The organism is Providencia sp. UF-224 (genome assembly GCF_058245955.1).
In genome coordinates, this window is the sequence record NZ_JBSICC010000005.1 from 149325 (window position 1) to 169582 (window position 20258).

The window sequence follows — 20258 nt, forward strand, 5'->3', positions numbered from 1 at the left end:
CGTCCCTCGACAAAGTTCGCTAAAAAAAACGCCAATATTTGATAGAAAATGGGGAATTGATGATTAGCCCTTTAATTTATAGGGCTAAAATGGCTTCTTACCTTCTAATGCAGCAATGCGATTTTCAATAGAGGGATGAGTGGAAAACACAGAATCCCCTTTATTAAAAATATAAGCCGCTTTACGGTAAGCCTGCCCTGTACTGCTCTCATCATACTCATGCGTTTCGTGCTTGCCTGATATTTTTTTCAATGCACTGATCATCGCTTGGTTATCAGAAGTGAGATCAACCGCCGCCGCATCCGCCATATATTCACGAGTACGGGATAAATAAAAATACAGAATTTGCGTGATCCATGGCAACACAAAATTCAAGACCATTAAAATCATTTGGGCTTTATTCGCCGCATTATTGCGGCTTCGTCCTGCGGTACGAATAAAAATCTGACTAAATACGTTAGTTACCGTCAAAATCACGTTCGCTAAAATACCCACATACAGGGTCAGCTTCGAGTCACCATGTATAATATGGCCGACCTCGTGCGCCAGAACGGCTTGCACTTCTTGCCGGTTCAATGCTTGAAGTAGACCGCGAGTCACACCAACCAATGCATTACGGCCATTCCAACCTGCGGCAAATGCATTTGGTTCATCACTTTCTAAAATATATAAACGAGGAATATAGCCTAAACTTGCACTTAAGCTAAGCTCTTCAATAATATTAAACAGCTGTTTTTCTTCTGAACTGGTGGCATTTTCTGGGTTGATTTCTTTCGCATTCATCCCTGCCAACATCATTTTATGGCCCCGAAAATGAATATAAATCAAACCTAGGAATGTCAAACCTAAAACGATAAATGTCGCAATTGGCATTTCTTTTAACGTCACAAATTCCATTGCATTATCAAACAAATCTAACTGTTCATTTGGATGCGTGGCAATATCCGCTAATAACCCAATGATAAGCATAATAAAAATATAGCTCATCACCACAAAACGAGTCCGAATATTATTTTTACGTATGACGTTACGAAAATCCATAAAATACCCTGCTTTCTATCACAGATAATTATCGGAACGTCCTAAGTTGTTCCGATAATTTTTCTAAATAACAATTAACCGATAATTAGTCGAAATTAATACGACGTGACTCTTCAGACTTAATCGTCTCTTCGTCAAGACGCCAATATTCTTTCGATATTTTTAAGCTAGGAATAATGCCAACAATAAGCGCGGCAGGCATCGAGGCAATATAAGCATTATAGGTTTCTAAAGTACGGTTATAACCACGTTTCGCAAAAGAAAGCTTATTTTCTGAAGACACAATTTCTTCTTGCAGATTTGCCATGATTGCGTCAGATTTCAGCTCTGGATAAGCTTCAACTGCAACGTTAATCGCCCCACTGCTCACCATTTTGGATAATGCATCTTCCGCTTCACGTGCTTTATCACCCGTTGCATTTTGAGCCTGAGTACGCAGTTCGGTAATTTTACTGAACACTTCCGTTTCATGGCTTAAATATTTTTTCACCGTCGCAAGTAAGCTATCAAACACTTTTCCGCGTCTGTCTAATTGAACTGAAATTTCAGTTTCGCTGGAAACTACGGCTTCGCGTAATGCTACAATGCGGTTATAAAAATAAATAACGATCAGCACCACTACGACAATAAAAATTAAAAATTTCATAATCACCTTTTAGGGCTTGCCCATAGGAAAGAATTCATCAACAACCATATCGCTTTATTCTACGCTATCCTTTCTCAATAGAGAAACAATCCGCTGATAAATCAGAAAAAGGGAAATTGCTGGGTTGGTGCTCAATACAAATAAAAAAGGCTATTTAATGTTAAACACTAAATAGCCCTTATTAAATTACGCTAAATTACACTGCGCGGAATGAAATTTCCGTTGGGATTTTATCCCCTTCCCAATACATTAATGCCGAAATACCTGATGCGATTTCACGGTAAATATCCGCAAATTCACCTTCAGGGTCGCGCATAACGGTCGGCTGACCGCGGTCAAGGTCTTCACGCAGAGAAATATGCAGCGGAACTTGGCCTAACAGCTTCGTGTTGTATTTCTCAGCCAGTTTTTCTGCACCACCGGTACCGAAAATTGGCTCAACATGGCCGCAATTACTGCAAATATGTGCGCTCATATTTTCGATAACACCTAGCACTGGCACATTCACTTTCTTAAACATCACGATGCCTTTCATGGCGTCGACCAGCGCGATATCTTGTGGCGTTGTCACCACAACCGCGCCTGTTACAGGGATGTTTTGAGATAGTGTTAATTGGATATCACCGGTTCCCGGTGGCATATCGATAACTAAATAGTCTAAATCTGGCCATAAGGTATCTTGCAGCATTTGCATTAACGCCTTACTTGCCATCGGGCCACGCCAGACCATCGCATTATCATCAGTGACTAAATAACCGATTGAGTTAGTCGCTAAACCATACGCCATAATTGGCGCCATGTGCTGGCCATCTGGAGACGTTGGGCGTTCTAATGTAGTGCCTAACATATTGGGAATAGACGGGCCATAAATGTCCGCATCAAGGATACCGACTTTCGCCCCTTCTTGCGCCAGTGCTAACGCGAGGTTGACGGAAGTGCTGGATTTCCCCACGCCGCCTTTACCTGAACTCACCGCCAGAATATTGCGCACGCCCTTAATGCCAGGCAAATCGTTCGCGCGTTTTAGCGTTGTCACATCGTGGCGTAATTTCCACTCAACCGCATGAGCACCTGTGAGTTGTTTTAGCTCTGCCGTTTTTTCGCTAATCAGCGTTTGGAAAGGGCCTTTCCAAACAAATGGCATGACTAATTCGACGTGCAGCACATTGTCTAACATCGCACAATGATGTAACGCTTTGATAGAAATCAGATTACGTTGCAGCGTTGGGTGTGTAAATGAAGCCAAAACTTTGGAGACTTGTTCAGTCAGCAGTTCTGGTTTGTTCTGCTCGGGGGATTTATCGTTCATCCCGGCTCCTTTATTTATATTTTTGAACTATAGATATCCTATATAACTCGATAAGGTACCTGAGATTAGACGGATATACTTTGACTGAGGTTAATCATAACAGAGAACACGAAAAATAGTGATTACCAAGCGCAGGAAAAGCCACGAAGAGGCAAAAATTTCTTTTTCCAACAAATTTCCAATTAATCTTTTATACCCCTAGCAGCGATGGTTTTGATCGGTTAACATCAAAGACCCTTTTCAAATAATGGAAGTAAGAAAGTTACTATGTCTCAAGTCGCGAATAAATTACTGGTAACCTGTGCGTTACCCTATGCTAACGGTTCAATCCATCTTGGTCATATCCTGGAACACATTCAGGCTGATATTTGGGTCCGTTATCAGCGAATGCGCGGCAAAGAGGTTCATTTTATCTGTGCCGACGACGCGCACGGAACCCCAATCATGCTTAAAGCACAACAGCTAGGTGTCACACCTGAAGCTATGATTGCAGAAGTGAGCCAAGAACATCAGAACGATTTTGCGGGTTTTTCCATTAGCTATGATAATTATCACTCCACACACAGTGAAGAAAATAAACAATTATCAGAACTGATTTATGGGAAACTGAAAAATAACGGTTTTATTAAAAATCGCACTATTTCTCAGCTTTTCGACCCAGAAAAAGGCATGTTCTTACCAGACCGCTTCGTTAAAGGCACTTGCCCGAAATGTAAAGCAGAAGACCAATACGGTGATAACTGTGAAGTGTGTAGCGCAACCTACAGCCCAACAGAATTAATCAACCCACGTTCGGTTATCTCTGGTGCAACGCCTGTAATGCGTGATTCAGAGCACTTTTTCTTTGATTTACCTGCATTTAGCGACATGCTACAAGCATGGACTCGCTCAGGCGCACTGCAAGAGCAAGTGGCGAATAAAATGCAAGAATGGTTCGAGTCTGGCCTGCAACAGTGGGATATTACCCGTGATGCACCGTATTTCGGCTTTGAAATCCCAGATGCACCGGGCAAATATTTCTACGTCTGGTTGGATGCACCAATTGGTTACATGGGTTCATTTAAAAACCTGTGTGACAAACGTGGTGATCTGAATTTCGATGAGTTCTGGAATAAAGATTCGAAAACAGACCTTTACCACTTTATCGGTAAAGATATCGTCTATTTCCACAGCCTGTTCTGGCCTGCGATGTTAGAAGGCAGTCAATTCCGTAAACCAACTAATCTGTTTGTCCATGGTTATGTCACGGTTAACGGAGCGAAAATGTCCAAATCCCGTGGTACATTTATCACAGCGCGCTCATATTTAGACCATTTGGATGCAGACTGCTTACGTTATTACTACGCAGCAAAACTGTCTTCACGTATCGATGATATCGATTTAAACCTTGAAGACTTCGTCCAGCGCGTCAATAGCGATATCGTGAATAAAGTGGTTAACTTAGCTTCGCGTAACGCAGGCTTTATTGCTAAACGCTTCGATGGCAAGTTATCTGCAAACTTAGCAGAGCCTGAGCTATATCAACAGTTTGTTGACGCGGCAAAAGTCATCGGTGAAGATTTTAGCAATCGTGAATACAATAAAGCGATCCGCGAAATCATGGCATTAGCTGATATCGCGAACCGTTATGTGGATGAAAAGGCCCCTTGGGTGGTTGCTAAACAAGAAGGTAAAGACCAAGAATTGCAAGATATCTGCTCAATGGGTATCAACCTGTTCCGCATTCTGATGACTTACCTGAAACCCGTTTTACCGGGTCTGACCAAACGTGCAGAAGCGTTCTTGAATACTGAACTGTCTTGGGATGCGATTAGCACACCATTACTTAACCACAATGTTGCACCTTTCAAAGCCCTGTTTAACCGTATTGAAATGACAAAAGTGGATTCGATGGTTGAAGCATCAAAAGAAAGTATCAAGCCAATCCAGCAAGTGACTGGTCCACTGGCGGATGACCCAATCCAAGATACAATCACCTTTGATGATTTTGCAAAAATCGATCTGCGAATTGCACTAATCAAACACGCGGATTTTGTTGAAGGGTCAGACAAACTACTGAAATTACAGTTAGATATCGGTGGTGAAACACGCCAAGTGTTCTCAGGCATCCGTTCTGCCTATCCAGATCCAAAAGCGTTGGAAGGCCGTTTAACGGTGATGGTCGCTAACCTTGCACCACGTAAAATGCGCTTTGGCATTTCCGAAGGTATGGTCATGGCAGCAGGCCCTGGTGGGAAAGATATCTATTTGCTTAGCCCTGATAGCGGCGCACAGCCGGGTATGCAAGTTAAGTAACACTAACTTGTTATAGCGGTTCTTTAAGCCAGTGAAAGTGGAGAGCAAAAACTCTCCACTTTTTTATTGCCTTTTTTATTGTGATCAGTAGCACAATTATCAAGTTAATTGTATGATGAATAGATATCAAGCTACAGGACAAATCTCATGTCATTTAAACAGGTGCTGATAACGGGATGGCAGTATTTGCGCGCTTTCGCAATACTTTACCTCTGCCTGATTGTCGGAAACCTTATCTCTACCCTACTTCCTTTTGCCATTCCCGGCAGTATTGTTGGTATGCTCATTCTGTTTGCACTACTGGCACTGCAAATTATCCCTGCTCACTGGGCACAACCCGGATGCAGTATTTTACTGAAAAATATGACCATTCTGTTTGTGCCTATCGGTGTGGGGATCATGAATTACTATGACTTACTGAGTCAGCAACTGATCCCGATTGTGGTTTCTTGCATGGTCAGCACCTTAATAGTCATGATAGTAGTCGCTATCAGTTCCAACTATATTCACAAAGAACGCCCTGTCATCGGCGCTAAACCTGATGAAGTTCCCCTTCCCCCTGAAGAGCCAATTTCTTCGGTGATTAATAATGATAAAACTAAGGGGAACGAATAATGTTAACGCACATTTGGTGGTCATTACCGCTGACAATTGTGGTGTTTTATCTTGCTCGCAAACTGTCAGTAAAATTTAAGCTACCAATATTAAACCCATTATTAATCACCATTGCGGTGCTTATTGCCATATTGGTTATCACCAATACCTCTTATGAACATTATTTTGCGGGCAGTAAAATCCTGAATGATTTACTGCAACCTGCCGTTGTGGCACTGGCTTTCCCTCTTTATGAGCAAATGCACCAAATTCGTGCCCAATGGAAATCCCTATTTAGCATCTGCTTTGCAGGTAGCATCGTCGCGATGTTCAGTGGTGCAGCAATTGCATTTTGGCTTGGAGCAACGCCGGATATCGCTGCCTCTGTATTGCCGAAATCAGTCACAACCCCCATCGCGATGGCGGTTGCTGATTCAATTGGAGGGATCCCCGCAATTAGCGCTGCTTGCGTGCTGTTTGTGGGTATTTTAGGCGCAATGTTCGGGCACAGTTTATTTGATGCCCTACGTGTTCGCACCCATGCGTCTCGCGGGCTTGCGATGGGAACGGCTTCCCACGCATTAGGTACCGCACGTTGCGCTGAAGTCAATTACATTGAGGGGGCTTATAGTTCACTCGCATTGATGACCTGTGGGGTGATCACCTCGTTAAGTGCGCCATTTATATTTCCTGTCATTTTGCATCTTTTTAGCTAATCTTATTAGTTACACGCCCAGTTAAATATGATGAGTAAGGGAAAACGATATTCTCTTACTTATCATTGAACACTAAAAACATGAGATATATCTCTCAATTAAAGAATTTGTTTCATATGTTTCATTTAAATTAGTGATTTAAATCACATTTCATTATGTGCTTTATTGAATAGAATGAAAGCAATTAAATAGGGAGGGTAACTCATGCATTCAAGATTTAAGGCCGCTTGGGCCGAGCTTCCAGAGAAGCTACAGTCTGTACTTAGACCTATCATTGATAAATCCGATTTCGCCGGAATGCTAACGGCTGAGCAAGTACAACACATTAAAGCGCAAAGCGGTGTTAGCGACTCAGAATTAGCATTCTCACTACTCCCTTTTGCAGCGGCCTATGCCGTCACTCCTATCTCCCATTTTCACGTTGGTGCAATCGCTTGCGGCGCTAGCGGTAATTTATATTTCGGCGCCAATATGGAGTTTAGTCATGTTTCGATGGGGCAAGTGATCCACGCGGAGCAATGTGCGATCACCCATTCGTGGATGAAAGGCGAAAAGCAAATTACGTCGATCACCGTGAATTACACCCCATGTGGCCATTGCCGACAATTTATGAATGAATTGCGCGAAGGTGGTAAAATTATGGTGCATTTACCGGGCCGTGAGCCTGCGGTACTTCATCACTATTTACCTGATTCATTTGGCCCAGCCGATTTAAACATTACGACACTATTGCTTGATTCTGTCCAGCATGGTTATAACAACCAAAGCCGCGACAGGCTGTTAAGTGCCGCTATTGAGGCTGCTAATCAATCCCATGCACCTTATAGTGAATCCCATTCAGGTATTGCAGTGCAGCTTAAAGATGGTTCACTGTTTACAGGGCGCTACGCTGAAAATGCCGCATTCAACCCAAGCTTACCACCACTGCAAGCCGCGTTAATTATGATTAACCTTGCCGGTAAAGATATCCATGCCATTGAGCAAGCTAAGTTGGTTGAAAAGCAAGATGCGATAGTGAAACAATGGTGTACCACTGAAAATACCTTAAGTGCGCTAGGTTGCCGACAAGTGGAATTGGTTTATTTGGATTAATTCTCTCTCCCCCATTTTCCATGTATGGTTATTGTCAATAGACTAGTTGTTGGCAATAACCATTTTTATGTTTCATGTATTTTTAATAATTTGATAAAACTTTAATTCAGTAACTAACTAAAAAATGAATTTGATGAATAGCCAGAAAATCGAGATGGAATATTTGATGCTGTTCTGTCTGAAAAATAGTTATTAGAAGTACTATCGAATGGATCCATTGATGACATATTTTCACTAAGGTTTCCAAGCATATTTTCAAGGTGATGATTGCTTTGTATTCTACCTTCTAGAAAACTCGATGAAACATCATACCCACTAAAATTAAATTCCGTTGAGTGAGACATATTAGAAGAATTAGATAAATTCCTCATAGAAGGCATATTTTCAAGGTGATGATTACTTTGTATTCTGCCTTCTAGAAAGCTCGATGAAACATCGTGTCCGCTAAAATTTAGCTCTGTAGATTGAGAAGTATTAGAAGGATTGTGTAGGTTTTTCATGGAAGGCATATTTTCAAGTGGGTGACTTGCTGGCATTATTCCACCACTTGTCACTGGTGCTTTTTTATCTGAACTTAAATTCGCACCCCCGTAGATATCCAAATCGCTTATCGGGATAAGTTCATTTAATTCTCTCACTTTAGTAGTCACATATTCTGCTACTGTCGTTCCTCTCTCTGCAAGGTATTCGCCAAAAACAGATCCTGTTTCTTTTATATTATCAGCTGTAGATACCGTATTAGCCCATTCAACAAACAAATTAAATTTTTCTTTAGATGGGTTTTTTATTATTTCCGTCATCATTTCATCCATTAGATAAAGTCCAAACTCCACCTCATTCTGATTACTCCCTGAATTTAATAACATCTCAGAGTATATTTGATTATGTTTCTCTGGAGATATAATTTCTAATGGGATTGATAATGTCCATGCATCTTTAGGTAGGTTTAAACTTGTAAATGCATTATCATGTATATCTTCAATGTCGCGGATAGTAAATTTTTTACGCAAAACTGTCGTTTTCTCATCACCAAACTTATCAAGCAACTTTTGTCCTGTTTCTAATGCCACTTTAACTTGTATTCTTTTTAAATCCTTATGATCTAATTTTATATTATACTGTTTTGCTCTTTCAACTAAATAATTTGTTGCCATTTTTCCTGCATATGAGTCTCCTCTCACCAGCCCATTTGGAATTACACCATACATCTCGCCATTGGCTTCAAGATAGTCGTATAAAATATGGGGAGCTCTATCTTCCTCTACTTTTTTGCATACTGACTGTACATCTTTTATATGTAACTCAAATTGACTATGTTCATTAATATCAAATAGTGCAGAACGTTTTTTTCTGCGATTATGAATATTCTCCCTAACATCATTCATTAAAAATTTTAATTTTTCTTCTTTACTTTCCCAAAATAATATATTTTCATTTTTCATTAATAATGCAGCATCTTGGGTTAATAAATTTTCAGGATCTACATAGTGAAACGTCCATGAGATCACTTCACCCAGATCCTCTTCCTCTGTTTTTATACTTTTATCTATCTTATTAATAAGATCTTTCAACTCAGGATCAGCAGCTATTATATCGAAATAGCCTTTAAGTTTATTCCCAGTTAACCCTCTGTACTCTGTGGCATAGAAATTATTACTTAACCATTTTTTTGTTATCTCATTTTTATTTTCTGTACTTGAAATATGCTTTTTAAGCATCATCTCAAATGTTTTATAATGATGATTAACTTGTTCTTTAAATTCAGTACTAGAATTTAACCTGTGAGACCAGAACCCCTGCCTTTCGCTCAAAGAAAGTGATTCAAATATACCATTTAAATACCAATCATCAATACTAAACCAACTGACATAGCAAGCTTTTCGATTAATTTCAACTAACTCTTCGTAGCTAAGGTCAGTCAGCTCAACAGATTTTCCTCCCGATTTATTAAGTTTATTCTCTAGTAAAATAATATACTCATTAGCTAAATTAAAATCTATTTGTTCATATATATCATCAAGAAACTCCCTATTTAACCATAAACCTCTATTTGATGAAAAATATAATGTCGAACGTCCCCAAACCCCCTCTTCGCTACCACTAACTCCCGCAAATAATGCATACCTGTCGCCTTTATTAGCTAAATACTGATACATTTCTTTCGGGCTTTTGTCCTCTCTTAAATATTTTTTTATTGTATTAAGGTCATGCTCTGTAAACTCTCGGCTAGCACTGTATTTCTTATTATTTAACATTTAAATTCCTTTTCTATTTAAGATGATTTATTACAAAATCCTTTGATTTGACTAAAATACGTTCCCATTGACGAATTTGGCTCCATTTTATATCCGTTTGAAAATATGCATCAATTTCAGGAATACGCCCATTTATATCACATCGATAATACCCTCCTTTTAAAGTTAACCAATTACAATCTATAATACTCGTAACTTCATCTTTGTCTTCAGACCAATAAACACGCCGCCTATCCGAATAACCTATTCCGTTATAAGTTATTGCATCTTTTTTTAAATACTCAACAAAATACAAATCAAGCTCATCATCATAATAAATTCCGCTTCTTTTACCAAAAAAGTCATTATTTATCGAATTATCCTTAAACTTATTCATTGTTGCATTGCTATTCGTCAATGGTTTTACTGCTATTTTTATTTCCTCTTCATTTGGGCCTGTTTTAATTCTATCGACGGGTTTCATTTCTGGCCATGTCATTCTTAAAGGCAATACAGTGAAATTAGCATCACACCCTGTTTTATTTTCAATAAACCTTGGATCAAAATAGCTATACCCCTCATACTCAGCAATAAAGTCAACATATTCCCGAGGAACTTCAACAACATTACCGTTAAACTTTCCACACACAAATCCGGGCCGATTGTTTGCATTAATAGCACACGAAAATAATAATATAAATATTAAAAAAATATTAACCCTCATATTTTATTTACACCTTAATATTACTTTAAAAATTATTGAATAAGCTCCGGATGAGAATAAATGAATAAATCTTCAACCGTTTCCATGGTTTTTACCATTTCAATAACTAAGGGGATTTTTTTCATTCTATTTAACCACCGTTGACTTTGTTTTTTTTTATCAACAGATTGGCTATCTGCCTCGAACCTCATTTTTGACCAGAGCTTAATAAACACTTTTACCTCAGCATTTGTTTCTGGATGGGAAATAGCTTGAAGAATGTCTTGCCAAAATTTATCTCGTTCAGCATCGTCAAGAACATCGTAAATATCAGAAAAGAACCATGCATCATAAGGTAAATCTGATGCCTTAAATCCTTTTTTATTTATCATTACAGCTTCATTAAAATTAATATCTCCTGTCCTAGTTTCTTTTCCCTTATTTACGTCAAACCAATTTTTTAAGAACTCTATATGTGCCAAAGCTGATTCATAATGAAATTTCTTCATTTTTTCCTTTGATAAAGGTCTTTTATATTCATCCATAGTGATATACATATAGTCATGGATAATTTTTATAAAAACACTTTGATTTTTATTTTTTGGCTCCAAACCTAATGTTTGAAATGAAATAAACAGTAAAATAAAAAATAAAATAACAATATTATAATTATTTTCTGATCTATTCATTTTTAAATCCTATAGATTTAGTTTTGAGATTATTAGTCCACATACTATTAATATATTTTTCCATCTGATTTATTGTCGAAATTTTTCTTGCAATAGAAAGCCATTCAATACTTCTTTTTTGTTTTTCAGATGATGGCTTCGCCGCTTCTATTAACATTGCGTACCATATTTTCATAATTAATGCTAGTTCATCCTCTCTACCACCTTTATTTATTGCATAAAGATAGGCTTTCCATACTATATCCCTTTCATTTTCATCTATTACCTTTAAAACATGTTCAAAAAACCAAACAGCATGAGGTAAATTCCTTTTATCTAATGATTCATGATATAAATCAATTGCTTTTTTATAATCAATTCTTTCATTAAAACATTTTTTATCTAGTCTTATAAAATCCGCTATAACTCTAATATGGGCTAACTTTCTATACTCATCTTTAGTTATATTTTCAGGTATTTTCATTGCGATATAAACATAATTAAAGTTCAACCCAGCGAGTAATTTTACCTTTTTATATTCATACTCACCATATGTTATTTTCTTTTCATTTTCACTTTCATTATTTACCTTTAGCGTCTCACCGCCATTACATGCTGTTAATAATAAAATAAGAGTAAAAAATAGAAACCTCATATTTACCGCCTTTTATGTTGATAAAAAAACCAACATAAAAATAAATCAATAAAAAACATGCAGCAATATATGATATTTTAAAATATAATTTTGTTGCTATTTAGTTAAAAAAAAACATTTTCTAGGCTAAAGATAAAAATAAATTAACAACTCCCAAAAAAACAAAATCAAACTAGATTTTCACCTTTAAATTTAAAAAAGTTGATTAAAACCATTATTTTACTAACCGTGATCTACCTACCGTAATTGCAACGTAAAAGTATGCTTTAGTTTCCTTCCTTAACTAAATTCTTTATTATGTCTATAAAATTTTTAACGATTTTGCATCATTATTTACTGTACATATTTCCTGTTTAGCTTAGGATCTACCCTGACTTTGTTGATTAATCGTCCGAAGAGTGATATTTCATGGAACATGAATACGAAACAAAACGCCCTCTCTATATTCCCTATGCTGGTCCAATTTTACTGGAATTCCCTTTATTGAATAAAGGCAGTGCGTTCACTGAAGAAGAACGCGCGAACTTCAACCTGCATGGCTTACTGCCTGAGCAAGTTGAAACTATCGAAGAGCAAGTTGAGCGTGCTTATCGTCAATTAATTGATTTTAAAACCGATATCGATAAACACATCTACTTAAGAAACATTCAAGATACCAACGAAACCTTATTCTATCGCTTGATTGATGCCCACTTAACAGAAGTGATGCCAATCATTTACACTCCAACCGTGGGTGAAGCGTGCGAACATTTCTCTGATATCTACCGTCGTGCCCGTGGGTTATTTATTTCTTATCCAAACCGCGCACATATTGATGATATGCTGCAAAACGCCACAAAACAAAACGTAAAAGTTATCGTTGTGACGGATGGTGAGCGCATCTTAGGCCTTGGTGACCAAGGTATCGGCGGTATGGGCATTCCAATTGGTAAACTGTCACTGTATACCGCATGTGGCGGTATTAGCCCTGCTTATACCTTACCAATTGTTATTGATGTGGGAACGAATAACCCGCAACGCTTGAATGACCCGCTGTATATGGGGTGGCGTCATCCACGTATTACCGGTGACGAATATAACGAATTCCTCGATGAGTTTGTGCAAGCAGTTAAGCGCCGTTGGCCAAATGTTTTACTGCAATTTGAAGACTTCGCACAGAAAAATGCGATGCCATTGTTAACCCGTTACCGTGATGAGTTGTGCTGTTTTAACGATGATATTCAAGGGACTGCGTCCGTCGCATTAGGTAGCCTCATCGCCGCTAGCAATGCCGCAGGCAGTAAATTAAGTGACCAACGTGTGACGTTCTTGGGTGCAGGCTCTGCGGGTTGTGGTATCGCCGAGCAAATCATTGCCCAAATGAAATCCGAAGGGTTAAGCGATGAAGAAGCTCGCTCACGCATTTACATGGTTGACCGTTTTGGTTTATTAACGGATAAGCTCCCTAACCTACTCGATTTCCAAGCCAAATTAACGCAAAACAGTGCTAACTTAGCCAGTTGGGATGTAGACAGCGATTCAATTTCACTGCTGGATGTTGTTCGCAATGCTAAACCAACCGTTTTGATTGGGGTTTCTGGTCAAGCAGGCTTATTCACCGAAGAAATCATCAAAGAGATGCACAAGCACTGTGAACGCCCGATTGTGATGCCATTGTCGAACCCAACCTCACGCGTTGAAGCTCGCCCTGAAGACATCATTAATTGGACCGATGGAAAAGCGTTAGTTGCGACAGGCAGCCCGTTCAGCCCAGTCTCTTATAAAGACCAAGTTTTCCCAATTGCCCAGTGCAATAACTCCTATATTTTCCCAGGAATTGGTTTGGGGGTTATCGCGTCAGGCGCAAAACGTGTCACAGATGGCATGTTGATGGCCGCTAGCCGCGCATTAGCAAGCTGTTCACCACTGGCAAAAAATGGCGAAGGGGCTTTATTACCTTTGTTATCTGATATCCAAGATGTTTCACGGATTATTGCGAAACAAGTCGCTAAAGAAGCGCAGGTTCAAGGTGTGGCAACTGTCACCTCTGATAGCGCATTGGATGAAGCTATTGAGCGCAATTTCTGGAAACCAGAATACCGCACTTATAAACGTACTTCGTTCTAATTTATTGTTTATCAAATTGAAAGGCGCATATTTATGCGCCTTTTTTATTTTTGTTATTTGTCTGAAAAAACATAAAAATTACACGAGTTCAGATAATGGTAAATTGCGCTAATGACTTAGCTTATTTAATATATCAATACAACGCAGAGATAGGATATTGAAATGGCTGACCCTTTAGAGACTCACTCTCCCCATAAACCGAAGTTTTCCATTTGGGCCATGGCACTCACTTTATTGATAGTCGCCGTAAATATCACCGTTTATTTTTATCAGCTTACCTATGCAGCCCCCCTTGATTCCCAAGAAAATAACTTATTAATATTTGGTGCGAATGTTTACCAGCTCTCCTTAACGGGTGATTGGTGGCGCTATCCAATGAGTATGGTGTTGCATTCAGGGGGCTTTCACCTTGCCTTAAATACCTTGGCACTGTTTGTGATAGGGATAGAATGTGAACGAACGTACGGTAAATTCAGATACCTCGCTATTTACCTCTTTTCAGGTATTGGCGCAGCATTTTTTAGTGCTTATTGGCAATATAGCGAAAGTATTCGAGAAGCCACCAGTCGCGCATCAATGAACTCATGGAATAGCTTATATTTACCTGATAATACAGTTTATATTACTGTCAGTATTGGTGCATCAGGTGCCATTATGGGGCTGGCTGCCGCCTCGGTTATTTACCTGTTAAAAGCACTGAATAACCCCAATTTATCTGGTGAAGAAAAAAGCCAATTAAAACGCCCGCTGTATAATATCATTGGGATGATTGCTTTAACTTTAGTGAATGGTTTACAGTCTGGCATTGATAATGCGGCACATATCGGCGGCGCTATTTTAGGTGCCGTTATTAGTAGTGCTTTTGTTCTTGCACCACAATCCACACCGCTCGCGAAACACCTTTCCAGTTTATTAATTTCTGTGATTGCAGCGGGACTACTTATTTTCACTTTGCAGCACTATTCCTCCTCACAAGATGAAGACTTAAATGATGAGCGTGTTTTTATTTACCAAGAGATGGAAAAAGAACTGAATCATTTAAAAAAATGGGATTTAGATTAGCTAACTTGCCCTATTATTTGTCATATCAATAATAGGGCTACCTATTTAAAAAGAGAATAAATTCAGTGTCATCATAACTGCACTACAGGTGATCAGTAACAGGGTAATGTATTGGAATGTGCGTTCAGAAAGGTGGATCAGTAAGTATTTTGCCACTGGCATCACAATCAATGCCCCTGCACACAAAATAAGTGCCAGTTTTAAGTCAGTATACCCTTCCTGCGCATAAGCTAAGGCAGATGACCCCGACAAGACCGTTGTGACAAAAATCGATGTCCCTATAGCCTGCTTAATATTCAATTGCATATAACGCAACAACATAGGCAAGACCACCACACCACCACCAACCCCCGTTGCCCCGAGAACAATTCCCGCTAACACTGCTGGGAAAGCCATCGACTTCAATTGGGAAGTTTGCACCACGGTAATTTTTGCTGGCGCGGCGAAAAACATTCTCTGTACAAATAAATAAAGGGAAAAAATAATTGCAGCTGCAACGAGAAGGTTAATCCCCCATTCAACTTGTTTTTCATACCCCTCAAGGCTACCCAGCCATGTCACCAACAAACTGGCTAAAAACGTACTTGGCAACATAATTGCTAAAACAATCATGGCCCCTTTGAATGGGATATTGCCGAGGCGAAAATGCATATATGAGGAGGAAATTTTCATCAACATCGATAAAAAGTTCGCCGTTGCCACCGCCGCCAATGCATTTAAGCCGAAAAAGTAGGTGAGTATTGGCAAGACAATCACCCCGCCGCCAACACCCGTGGTGCTAATGATCAGCCCGATCACCGCACCGATGGCTAACTCCGTTAAAATCATTAATTATTGCCTTGTATCAGGGCTCGTCGCCCTTTTTGCAGTGCTGCATCTGCATCACTGTCTGCGAGTGTGAGGTATTTAAAAAACAGTGTATCGAACGTCACCATCTGCAAAACTTGTGGGGTAATGACACCAAGCTGCGTGTGCTGTTCATCATAAAAGTACGGTAAAGTGAAATCGGCCAGTTTTGTCGCATCATCTTGACCAAAACGGCATAAAGCCACAGTAGAACAACCAGCGTCTTTAGCGGAGCGCAACATATTATTGATTTCTTGCGTGTTTCCACGTGCAGTCACCGCGATAGCAAAATCATCGGCGCTCAAGTTTGCAGAGTAGCTCAGTTGAACATGCAGGTCATAGCTAAATAATGTGTGCTTATTTACCCGGATCAGTTTATGGAAAATATCACTCGCCACAATCGCTGAGGAGCCAATCCCAAACAACACAATACGTTTGGCATTGACCATACGCTTAGCGACCTCATCAACCATTGATGGCTCTAATAGCTCAAGGGATTTTTCAATCGCTGAAATAAACATTTGCCCCGTTTTTGCAATAATTTGAGAAGTATCATCGCTGCGACTCAAATTACCATACAGGCTTTCCGCTTTATGTTGTTTCTCATCAGAGAGGTAATCCACCTTAAATTCAGGATAGCCACGGTAACCCATTTGGCGTGAAAAGCGAATGACAGATGCGCTACTAACCCCTGCCGCTTGGGCTAATTCAGCGGCATTCATGGCAATTAAGCTTTCGCGATTATCAAGTAAAAATTTCGCGATCCGCTGTTCAGTGCCTTTACCTCTTGTCTGCAAGCTTTCCAGTTTTACCGTCAGTGTCGACATGGCTATTCCTTATTTAATTATTTTTCAGGATCGGTGAAGCCTATTATCATACTGGCAATGAATCCGACAATCCATGCACCTGCAACGGCAATGAGGAAATCAAGGATTTGGCCATCACCCACTAATGGAATTAAAGATAACCCTGCAGTACCAAATGGGATGATGATCCCCACATGGAAGAACGCCATTAATGCCCCGCCCGCTGCGCCGCCAATACAACCCGCAATGAAAGGTTTACCCAGTGGCAATGACACACCGAATAACAGTGGCTCGCCCACACCAAAGATCCCCACCGGTAATGCACCGACTAAGGTTTTTTTCAGTCGTTGGTTTTTGGTTTTTAAGAATACCCAGAAACAAGAACCCACTTGTCCCATACCGCCCATGGCTAAGATAGGGAATAAGTAATTTAAACCAAAGGTTTGTAAGATTTCTGCGTGAATTGGAATTAAGCCTTGGTGTAACCCTGTTAACAATAAGAACAGGAAGCTGCCGCCTAAGATCCCGCCCGTTGCGACCGCACCGCCACCACTATTTAATAACGCAACGGAGACACCTTGCGCCAGAATTTGATTTAAATAATGGCCCGCAGGTTGGAAGACTGCGATTGCCACCATCGCCGAAACTAAAATAGTCACAAATGGCGTCACAATCAGGTCTAAGCTCTCTTTGATGATGCTTCTAAACCATACTTCAAATTTAGAGGAGAACACCACCACCATTAAGACCGCAAAAATACCGCCGCTATTTGGTACTAATTTTGAACCAAATAAGGTGATATCCGCTAACCCTGGCATTGATAATAAGCCCGCCATCACAGCACCAATCGACGTTGATGCCCCTAACTCTTTTGCGGTATTAACCCCAATCATAATCGACAAGTAAGCAAACACCGCACTACCGATTAATTTTAATAATTTGAACAATTCAGGGAACTGATCGACCACTTCAGGTGCGACTAATCGAACAATATTAATCAGCCCCATAATCAGACCACAACCAATTAGCGCGGGAATGGTTGGTACGAAAATCGCGGCGAGTGTATTCAGCGTACGGCGAATTGAGAAACCTTTTTTCTTTTCAGGTTCTGTATTTTCTGTGCTCGCTGCGCCGCTGCCCTGCATGCGCTTATTCATCACCGAAAACACTTTTGCCGCGGTTCCCATGCCAACAATCACTTGTTGTTGTTCACCATTAAAAATCACGCCCTTCACCCCTTCGATTTGCTTTAAGGCGTCGGCATCAAATTTTTCATTATCTTTTAAGACTAAACGGATACGAGTCATACAGTGGGTCAATGTTGCCACGTTCTCAAAGCCGCCCGCATATTTTTCTATTTCTCTGGCGAGTACTTCCAGATGTTCTATTTTATTAGCCATATCGTTCCCCTAATGTTGGCGCAGCTATTTTCATAACTTACCCGCATTTCTTTCCCATTTATTAACGGCGTGTTTCTAACAGGCTATCCAATGTAGTATTTGGATGCTGTTGAACGAGTTCCGTTGCTTGCTGTGCATTAATTTGTAACTCAAACATCAAAATTGCGCGTCGTGGATGGTAATCCACTTGCTCTAATAACCGTGCTGCGGTTTCGGTATCAATACCGCAAACTTCACTGACGATGCGCTCTGCTCGGCGTAATAACTTATAATTACTTGCGACAACATCAACCATTAAATTGGTATGAATACGCCCTAAACGCCCCATCACACACGTGCTTAACATGCCCAAAATCATTTTTTGTGCGGTGCCGCTTTTCATGCGTGTCGAGCCCGATAACACTTCCGGCCCAACATCAGGAGCGATGGCTAATTTCGCTACATCACTAATTAGCCCATGACCCCGCGTGGTGATCGCAACGGTCAATGCCCCAATTTCATTGGCATATTCAATGCCTGCAAGGGTGAAAGGTGTTCGCCCGCTTGCTGCGATGCCGACAACAACATCCTTTGCAGTGAGTTGGCGTTTTTTGAGTTCATCAATTGCTGCATCCGTTGAGTCTTCAATATTTTCAACCGCTTTTAGCATGGCATCATGACCACCCGCAATAATGGATTGAACTAATTCAGGGGAGGTACCAAATGTCGGGGGGCACTCTGCACTGTCTAATACCGCCAGACGACCAGAGGTCCCTGCACCAATATAAAATAACCGTCCACCTTGTTTCATGCACGCTGCGATTGCATCAACCGCCACCGCAATATTCGGCAAAACGTGTTGAATCGCCCCTGCAACCGTTGCATCCGCTTGGTTAATCGCAGTGGCCATCGCTAACGTATCCAACCGTGAAAACTGTAGCGTCTCTTGGTTGAATTCATTTTTTAGGCAGTCACTCAGTGTATTTTCCGCTAGAGACATTAAAACGCCCTCACATTGAAATTATATTTCATTAAAAGCTACTATATGTGAATTTTAATTTCAAATCAAATCACAACAAATGAATAATTTCGTCAGCGAATATGATCGCTCTCACAGTCCATTCAACGAAAAAACAGGTACTTGCCGGCCATAAAAGACCGGCACTTTGATTACTTCACAAATTTGCAGGTGCCAAAGGCGGATGGAATATGGAAATCCGGTTTCACGGAATCAGGTTTAATCCAGCTGATCCATTTACGCACTTGTTTTTCTTCACCCTTACTGAATTCGCCACGCAAAATGGCACACATTAACGTTTGCTTGTCTTTGTCTTGCCATAGATTTAAACGTGTGAATTCATCCAAATCGATTTTCCCCGTTAATACATAGCCATTTGGTGTCATTTCTCCCACTGTTTGTAACGTTTCCCAGTTCCAACTTGGGTCAACTTCACGGTAGTAGTTGGCTTTTGCATCGAACGTGCGGCCTTTTGGGTCCATTTCGGCGGTATAATAAGGTTTGAGCTCAGGGCTGGTAGCAAAAAACAGCTCAACACGGTCGGAATCTAACACCGCTTGGTCTTTATCGGCGTTATCACCTAGCTGAATGTCTTTATCATCGGCGATAAAGCGAAAATAAAGGGTATCATCACTCCAAAGTGCACGAAAATCGGTTTTTGGTGGTGTTTCTTTTTCCCATGGATAAATAAAGTCGGTTAATACTTCAGCTTGCTGCCATACCGCTTCGTTTTGTGCATCATTTAATGATTTTAATTGGTCAGTATGATTAATTTGGTACTCTTTCGCCGCAACACTGGCTGTCACTATCATCGCGCTAGCGGCAAGTAATGTGGTCAGTTTCATATTTCCCTCACGTAGCAGATTTTCATATTTGTTTTACGGACTGATGACTTCACACAAAAGAAATGAAATTTCATCAATTGAATTAAATATAGAATTAAAATTTCAAAACAAACAGTCAATCGCGGCAAAAAATTTCGCTCTGTGAAGCAACTCACTTTTTGAATAATCTTCATTCACCCACTTTTCATCCAATATCTGATTAATTTTAAATCGATTTTCAGACTTAATAGCAGTCAACTTTGG

18 protein-coding genes are annotated in these 20258 nt (G+C 40.1%); 6 read left to right on the forward strand and 12 right to left on the reverse strand.

What is annotated here, in order from left to right:
- Positions 1-84: 84 nt before the first annotated feature.
- The 3 genes from htpX to apbC form a co-directional block, all read right to left on the reverse strand.
- Entirely contained in the window at positions 85-1041 is a 957-nt protein-coding gene (htpX, locus tag AC4IFO_RS07245; protein ID WP_490733088.1) for a zinc metalloprotease HtpX, read from the reverse strand.
- Between the two features lie 85 nt (positions 1042-1126).
- Positions 1127-1687, reverse strand: a complete 561-nt coding sequence (locus tag AC4IFO_RS07250; protein ID WP_273804443.1) for a LemA family protein — start codon at positions 1685-1687, stop codon at positions 1127-1129.
- Between the two features lie 196 nt (positions 1688-1883).
- Positions 1884-2996 carry an iron-sulfur cluster carrier protein ApbC gene (gene apbC, locus AC4IFO_RS07255; protein ID WP_219244217.1) on the reverse strand — a complete coding sequence of 371 codons (1113 nt, stop codon included), beginning with the start codon at positions 2994-2996 and terminating at the stop codon, positions 1884-1886.
- Between the two features lie 267 nt (positions 2997-3263).
- Here apbC and metG point away from each other — a divergent pair, with 267 nt between their 5' ends.
- The 4 genes from metG to cdd all read left to right on the forward strand — a co-directional run bounded on the left by metG (position 3264) and on the right by cdd (position 7693).
- Entirely contained in the window at positions 3264-5291 is a 2028-nt protein-coding gene (gene metG, locus AC4IFO_RS07260; RefSeq protein ID WP_490733091.1) for a methionine--tRNA ligase, read from the forward strand.
- A 147-nt stretch (positions 5292-5438) separates the two neighbouring features.
- Positions 5439-5906 carry a CidA/LrgA family protein gene (locus tag AC4IFO_RS07265; RefSeq protein WP_219244222.1) on the forward strand — a complete coding sequence of 156 codons (468 nt, stop codon included), beginning with the start codon at positions 5439-5441 and terminating at the stop codon, positions 5904-5906.
- Complete coding sequence (locus tag AC4IFO_RS07270) at positions 5906-6601, forward strand: CidB/LrgB family autolysis modulator (RefSeq protein WP_273804439.1); 696 nt, start codon at positions 5906-5908, stop codon at positions 6599-6601. The genes AC4IFO_RS07265 and AC4IFO_RS07270 overlap by 1 nt, the downstream gene beginning before the upstream one ends.
- 204 nt (positions 6602-6805) lie before the next feature.
- Positions 6806-7693, forward strand: a complete 888-nt coding sequence (gene cdd / locus AC4IFO_RS07275) for a cytidine deaminase (RefSeq protein WP_273827235.1) — start codon at positions 6806-6808, stop codon at positions 7691-7693.
- Positions 7694-7806: 113 nt separating this feature from the next.
- Here the strand turns inward: cdd and AC4IFO_RS07280 are convergent, their stop codons facing one another.
- Genes AC4IFO_RS07280 through AC4IFO_RS07295 form a run of 4 tightly spaced genes read right to left on the reverse strand, consistent with a single transcriptional unit; the run spans position 7807 to position 11953 of the window.
- The gene (locus tag AC4IFO_RS07280; protein ID WP_490733094.1) at positions 7807-9948 is read right to left on the reverse strand and encodes a hypothetical protein; all 2142 of its coding nucleotides are present in this window, start codon (positions 9946-9948) and stop codon (positions 7807-7809) included.
- Positions 9949-9961: 13 nt separating this feature from the next.
- A complete protein-coding gene (locus AC4IFO_RS07285) occupies positions 9962-10651 on the reverse strand; it encodes a hypothetical protein (RefSeq protein WP_490733096.1) in 690 nt (229 codons plus the stop codon).
- Between the two features lie 32 nt (positions 10652-10683).
- On the reverse strand, positions 10684-11319 hold the full coding sequence (locus AC4IFO_RS07290) for a hypothetical protein (RefSeq protein WP_490733098.1): 636 nt from the start codon (positions 11317-11319) through the stop codon (positions 10684-10686).
- Entirely contained in the window at positions 11312-11953 is a 642-nt protein-coding gene (locus tag AC4IFO_RS07295) for a hypothetical protein (protein WP_490733100.1), read from the reverse strand. Before AC4IFO_RS07295 ends, AC4IFO_RS07290 begins: the two co-directional genes overlap by 8 nt.
- 408 nt (positions 11954-12361) lie before the next feature.
- Here AC4IFO_RS07295 and AC4IFO_RS07300 point away from each other — a divergent pair, with 408 nt between their 5' ends.
- Both AC4IFO_RS07300 and AC4IFO_RS07305 read left to right on the forward strand, forming a co-directional pair.
- Positions 12362-14059: an NAD-dependent malic enzyme gene (locus AC4IFO_RS07300; RefSeq protein ID WP_490733102.1), complete on the forward strand. Its 1698-nt coding sequence runs from the start codon at positions 12362-12364 to the stop codon at positions 14057-14059.
- 162 nt (positions 14060-14221) lie between these two features.
- Positions 14222-15121, forward strand: coding sequence for a rhomboid family intramembrane serine protease (locus tag AC4IFO_RS07305; protein WP_490733104.1), 900 nt, complete (start codon positions 14222-14224; stop codon positions 15119-15121).
- 45 nt (positions 15122-15166) lie between these two features.
- Here the strand turns inward: AC4IFO_RS07305 and AC4IFO_RS07310 are convergent, their stop codons facing one another.
- The 5 genes from AC4IFO_RS07310 to AC4IFO_RS07330 all read right to left on the reverse strand — a co-directional run bounded on the left by AC4IFO_RS07310 (position 15167) and on the right by AC4IFO_RS07330 (position 20015).
- The gene (locus AC4IFO_RS07310) at positions 15167-15949 is read right to left on the reverse strand and encodes a sulfite exporter TauE/SafE family protein (RefSeq protein ID WP_490733106.1); all 783 of its coding nucleotides are present in this window, start codon (positions 15947-15949) and stop codon (positions 15167-15169) included.
- Complete coding sequence (locus AC4IFO_RS07315; protein ID WP_490733108.1) at positions 15949-16794, reverse strand: MurR/RpiR family transcriptional regulator; 846 nt, start codon at positions 16792-16794, stop codon at positions 15949-15951. Before AC4IFO_RS07315 ends, AC4IFO_RS07310 begins: the two co-directional genes overlap by 1 nt.
- 17 nt (positions 16795-16811) lie before the next feature.
- Positions 16812-18173 carry a PTS transporter subunit EIIC gene (locus AC4IFO_RS07320; protein ID WP_353243297.1) on the reverse strand — a complete coding sequence of 454 codons (1362 nt, stop codon included), beginning with the start codon at positions 18171-18173 and terminating at the stop codon, positions 16812-16814.
- 61 nt (positions 18174-18234) lie between these two features.
- The gene (gene murQ / locus AC4IFO_RS07325; protein WP_490733111.1) at positions 18235-19152 is read right to left on the reverse strand and encodes an N-acetylmuramic acid 6-phosphate etherase; all 918 of its coding nucleotides are present in this window, start codon (positions 19150-19152) and stop codon (positions 18235-18237) included.
- Positions 19153-19322: 170 nt separating this feature from the next.
- A complete protein-coding gene (locus AC4IFO_RS07330) occupies positions 19323-20015 on the reverse strand; it encodes a carbohydrate-binding family 9-like protein (protein ID WP_490733113.1) in 693 nt (230 codons plus the stop codon).
- Positions 20016-20258: the final 243 nt, after the last annotated feature.

What these genes read in the sequence shown, in the direction of transcription:
- htpX (WP_490733088.1), bottom strand. Translation starts at nt 1,041, where the DNA reads ATGGATTTTCGTAACGTCATACGTAAAAATAATATTCGGACTCGTTTT.
- AC4IFO_RS07250 (WP_273804443.1), bottom strand. Translation starts at nt 1,687, where the DNA reads ATGAAATTTTTAATTTTTATTGTCGTAGTGGTGCTGATCGTTATTTAT.
- apbC (WP_219244217.1), bottom strand. Translation starts at nt 2,996, where the DNA reads ATGAACGATAAATCCCCCGAGCAGAACAAACCAGAACTGCTGACTGAA.
- metG (WP_490733091.1), top strand. Translation starts at nt 3,264, where the DNA reads ATGTCTCAAGTCGCGAATAAATTACTGGTAACCTGTGCGTTACCCTAT.
- AC4IFO_RS07265 (WP_219244222.1), top strand. Translation starts at nt 5,439, where the DNA reads ATGTCATTTAAACAGGTGCTGATAACGGGATGGCAGTATTTGCGCGCT.
- AC4IFO_RS07270 (WP_273804439.1), top strand. Translation starts at nt 5,906, where the DNA reads ATGTTAACGCACATTTGGTGGTCATTACCGCTGACAATTGTGGTGTTT.
- cdd (WP_273827235.1), top strand. Translation starts at nt 6,806, where the DNA reads ATGCATTCAAGATTTAAGGCCGCTTGGGCCGAGCTTCCAGAGAAGCTA.
- AC4IFO_RS07280 (WP_490733094.1), bottom strand. Translation starts at nt 9,948, where the DNA reads ATGTTAAATAATAAGAAATACAGTGCTAGCCGAGAGTTTACAGAGCAT.
- AC4IFO_RS07285 (WP_490733096.1), bottom strand. Translation starts at nt 10,651, where the DNA reads ATGAGGGTTAATATTTTTTTAATATTTATATTATTATTTTCGTGTGCT.
- AC4IFO_RS07290 (WP_490733098.1), bottom strand. Translation starts at nt 11,319, where the DNA reads ATGAATAGATCAGAAAATAATTATAATATTGTTATTTTATTTTTTATT.
- AC4IFO_RS07295 (WP_490733100.1), bottom strand. Translation starts at nt 11,953, where the DNA reads ATGAGGTTTCTATTTTTTACTCTTATTTTATTATTAACAGCATGTAAT.
- AC4IFO_RS07300 (WP_490733102.1), top strand. Translation starts at nt 12,362, where the DNA reads ATGGAACATGAATACGAAACAAAACGCCCTCTCTATATTCCCTATGCT.
- AC4IFO_RS07305 (WP_490733104.1), top strand. Translation starts at nt 14,222, where the DNA reads ATGGCTGACCCTTTAGAGACTCACTCTCCCCATAAACCGAAGTTTTCC.
- AC4IFO_RS07310 (WP_490733106.1), bottom strand. Translation starts at nt 15,949, where the DNA reads ATGATTTTAACGGAGTTAGCCATCGGTGCGGTGATCGGGCTGATCATT.
- AC4IFO_RS07315 (WP_490733108.1), bottom strand. Translation starts at nt 16,794, where the DNA reads ATGTCGACACTGACGGTAAAACTGGAAAGCTTGCAGACAAGAGGTAAA.
- AC4IFO_RS07320 (WP_353243297.1), bottom strand. Translation starts at nt 18,173, where the DNA reads ATGGCTAATAAAATAGAACATCTGGAAGTACTCGCCAGAGAAATAGAA.
- murQ (WP_490733111.1), bottom strand. Translation starts at nt 19,152, where the DNA reads ATGTCTCTAGCGGAAAATACACTGAGTGACTGCCTAAAAAATGAATTC.
- AC4IFO_RS07330 (WP_490733113.1), bottom strand. Translation starts at nt 20,015, where the DNA reads ATGAAACTGACCACATTACTTGCCGCTAGCGCGATGATAGTGACAGCC.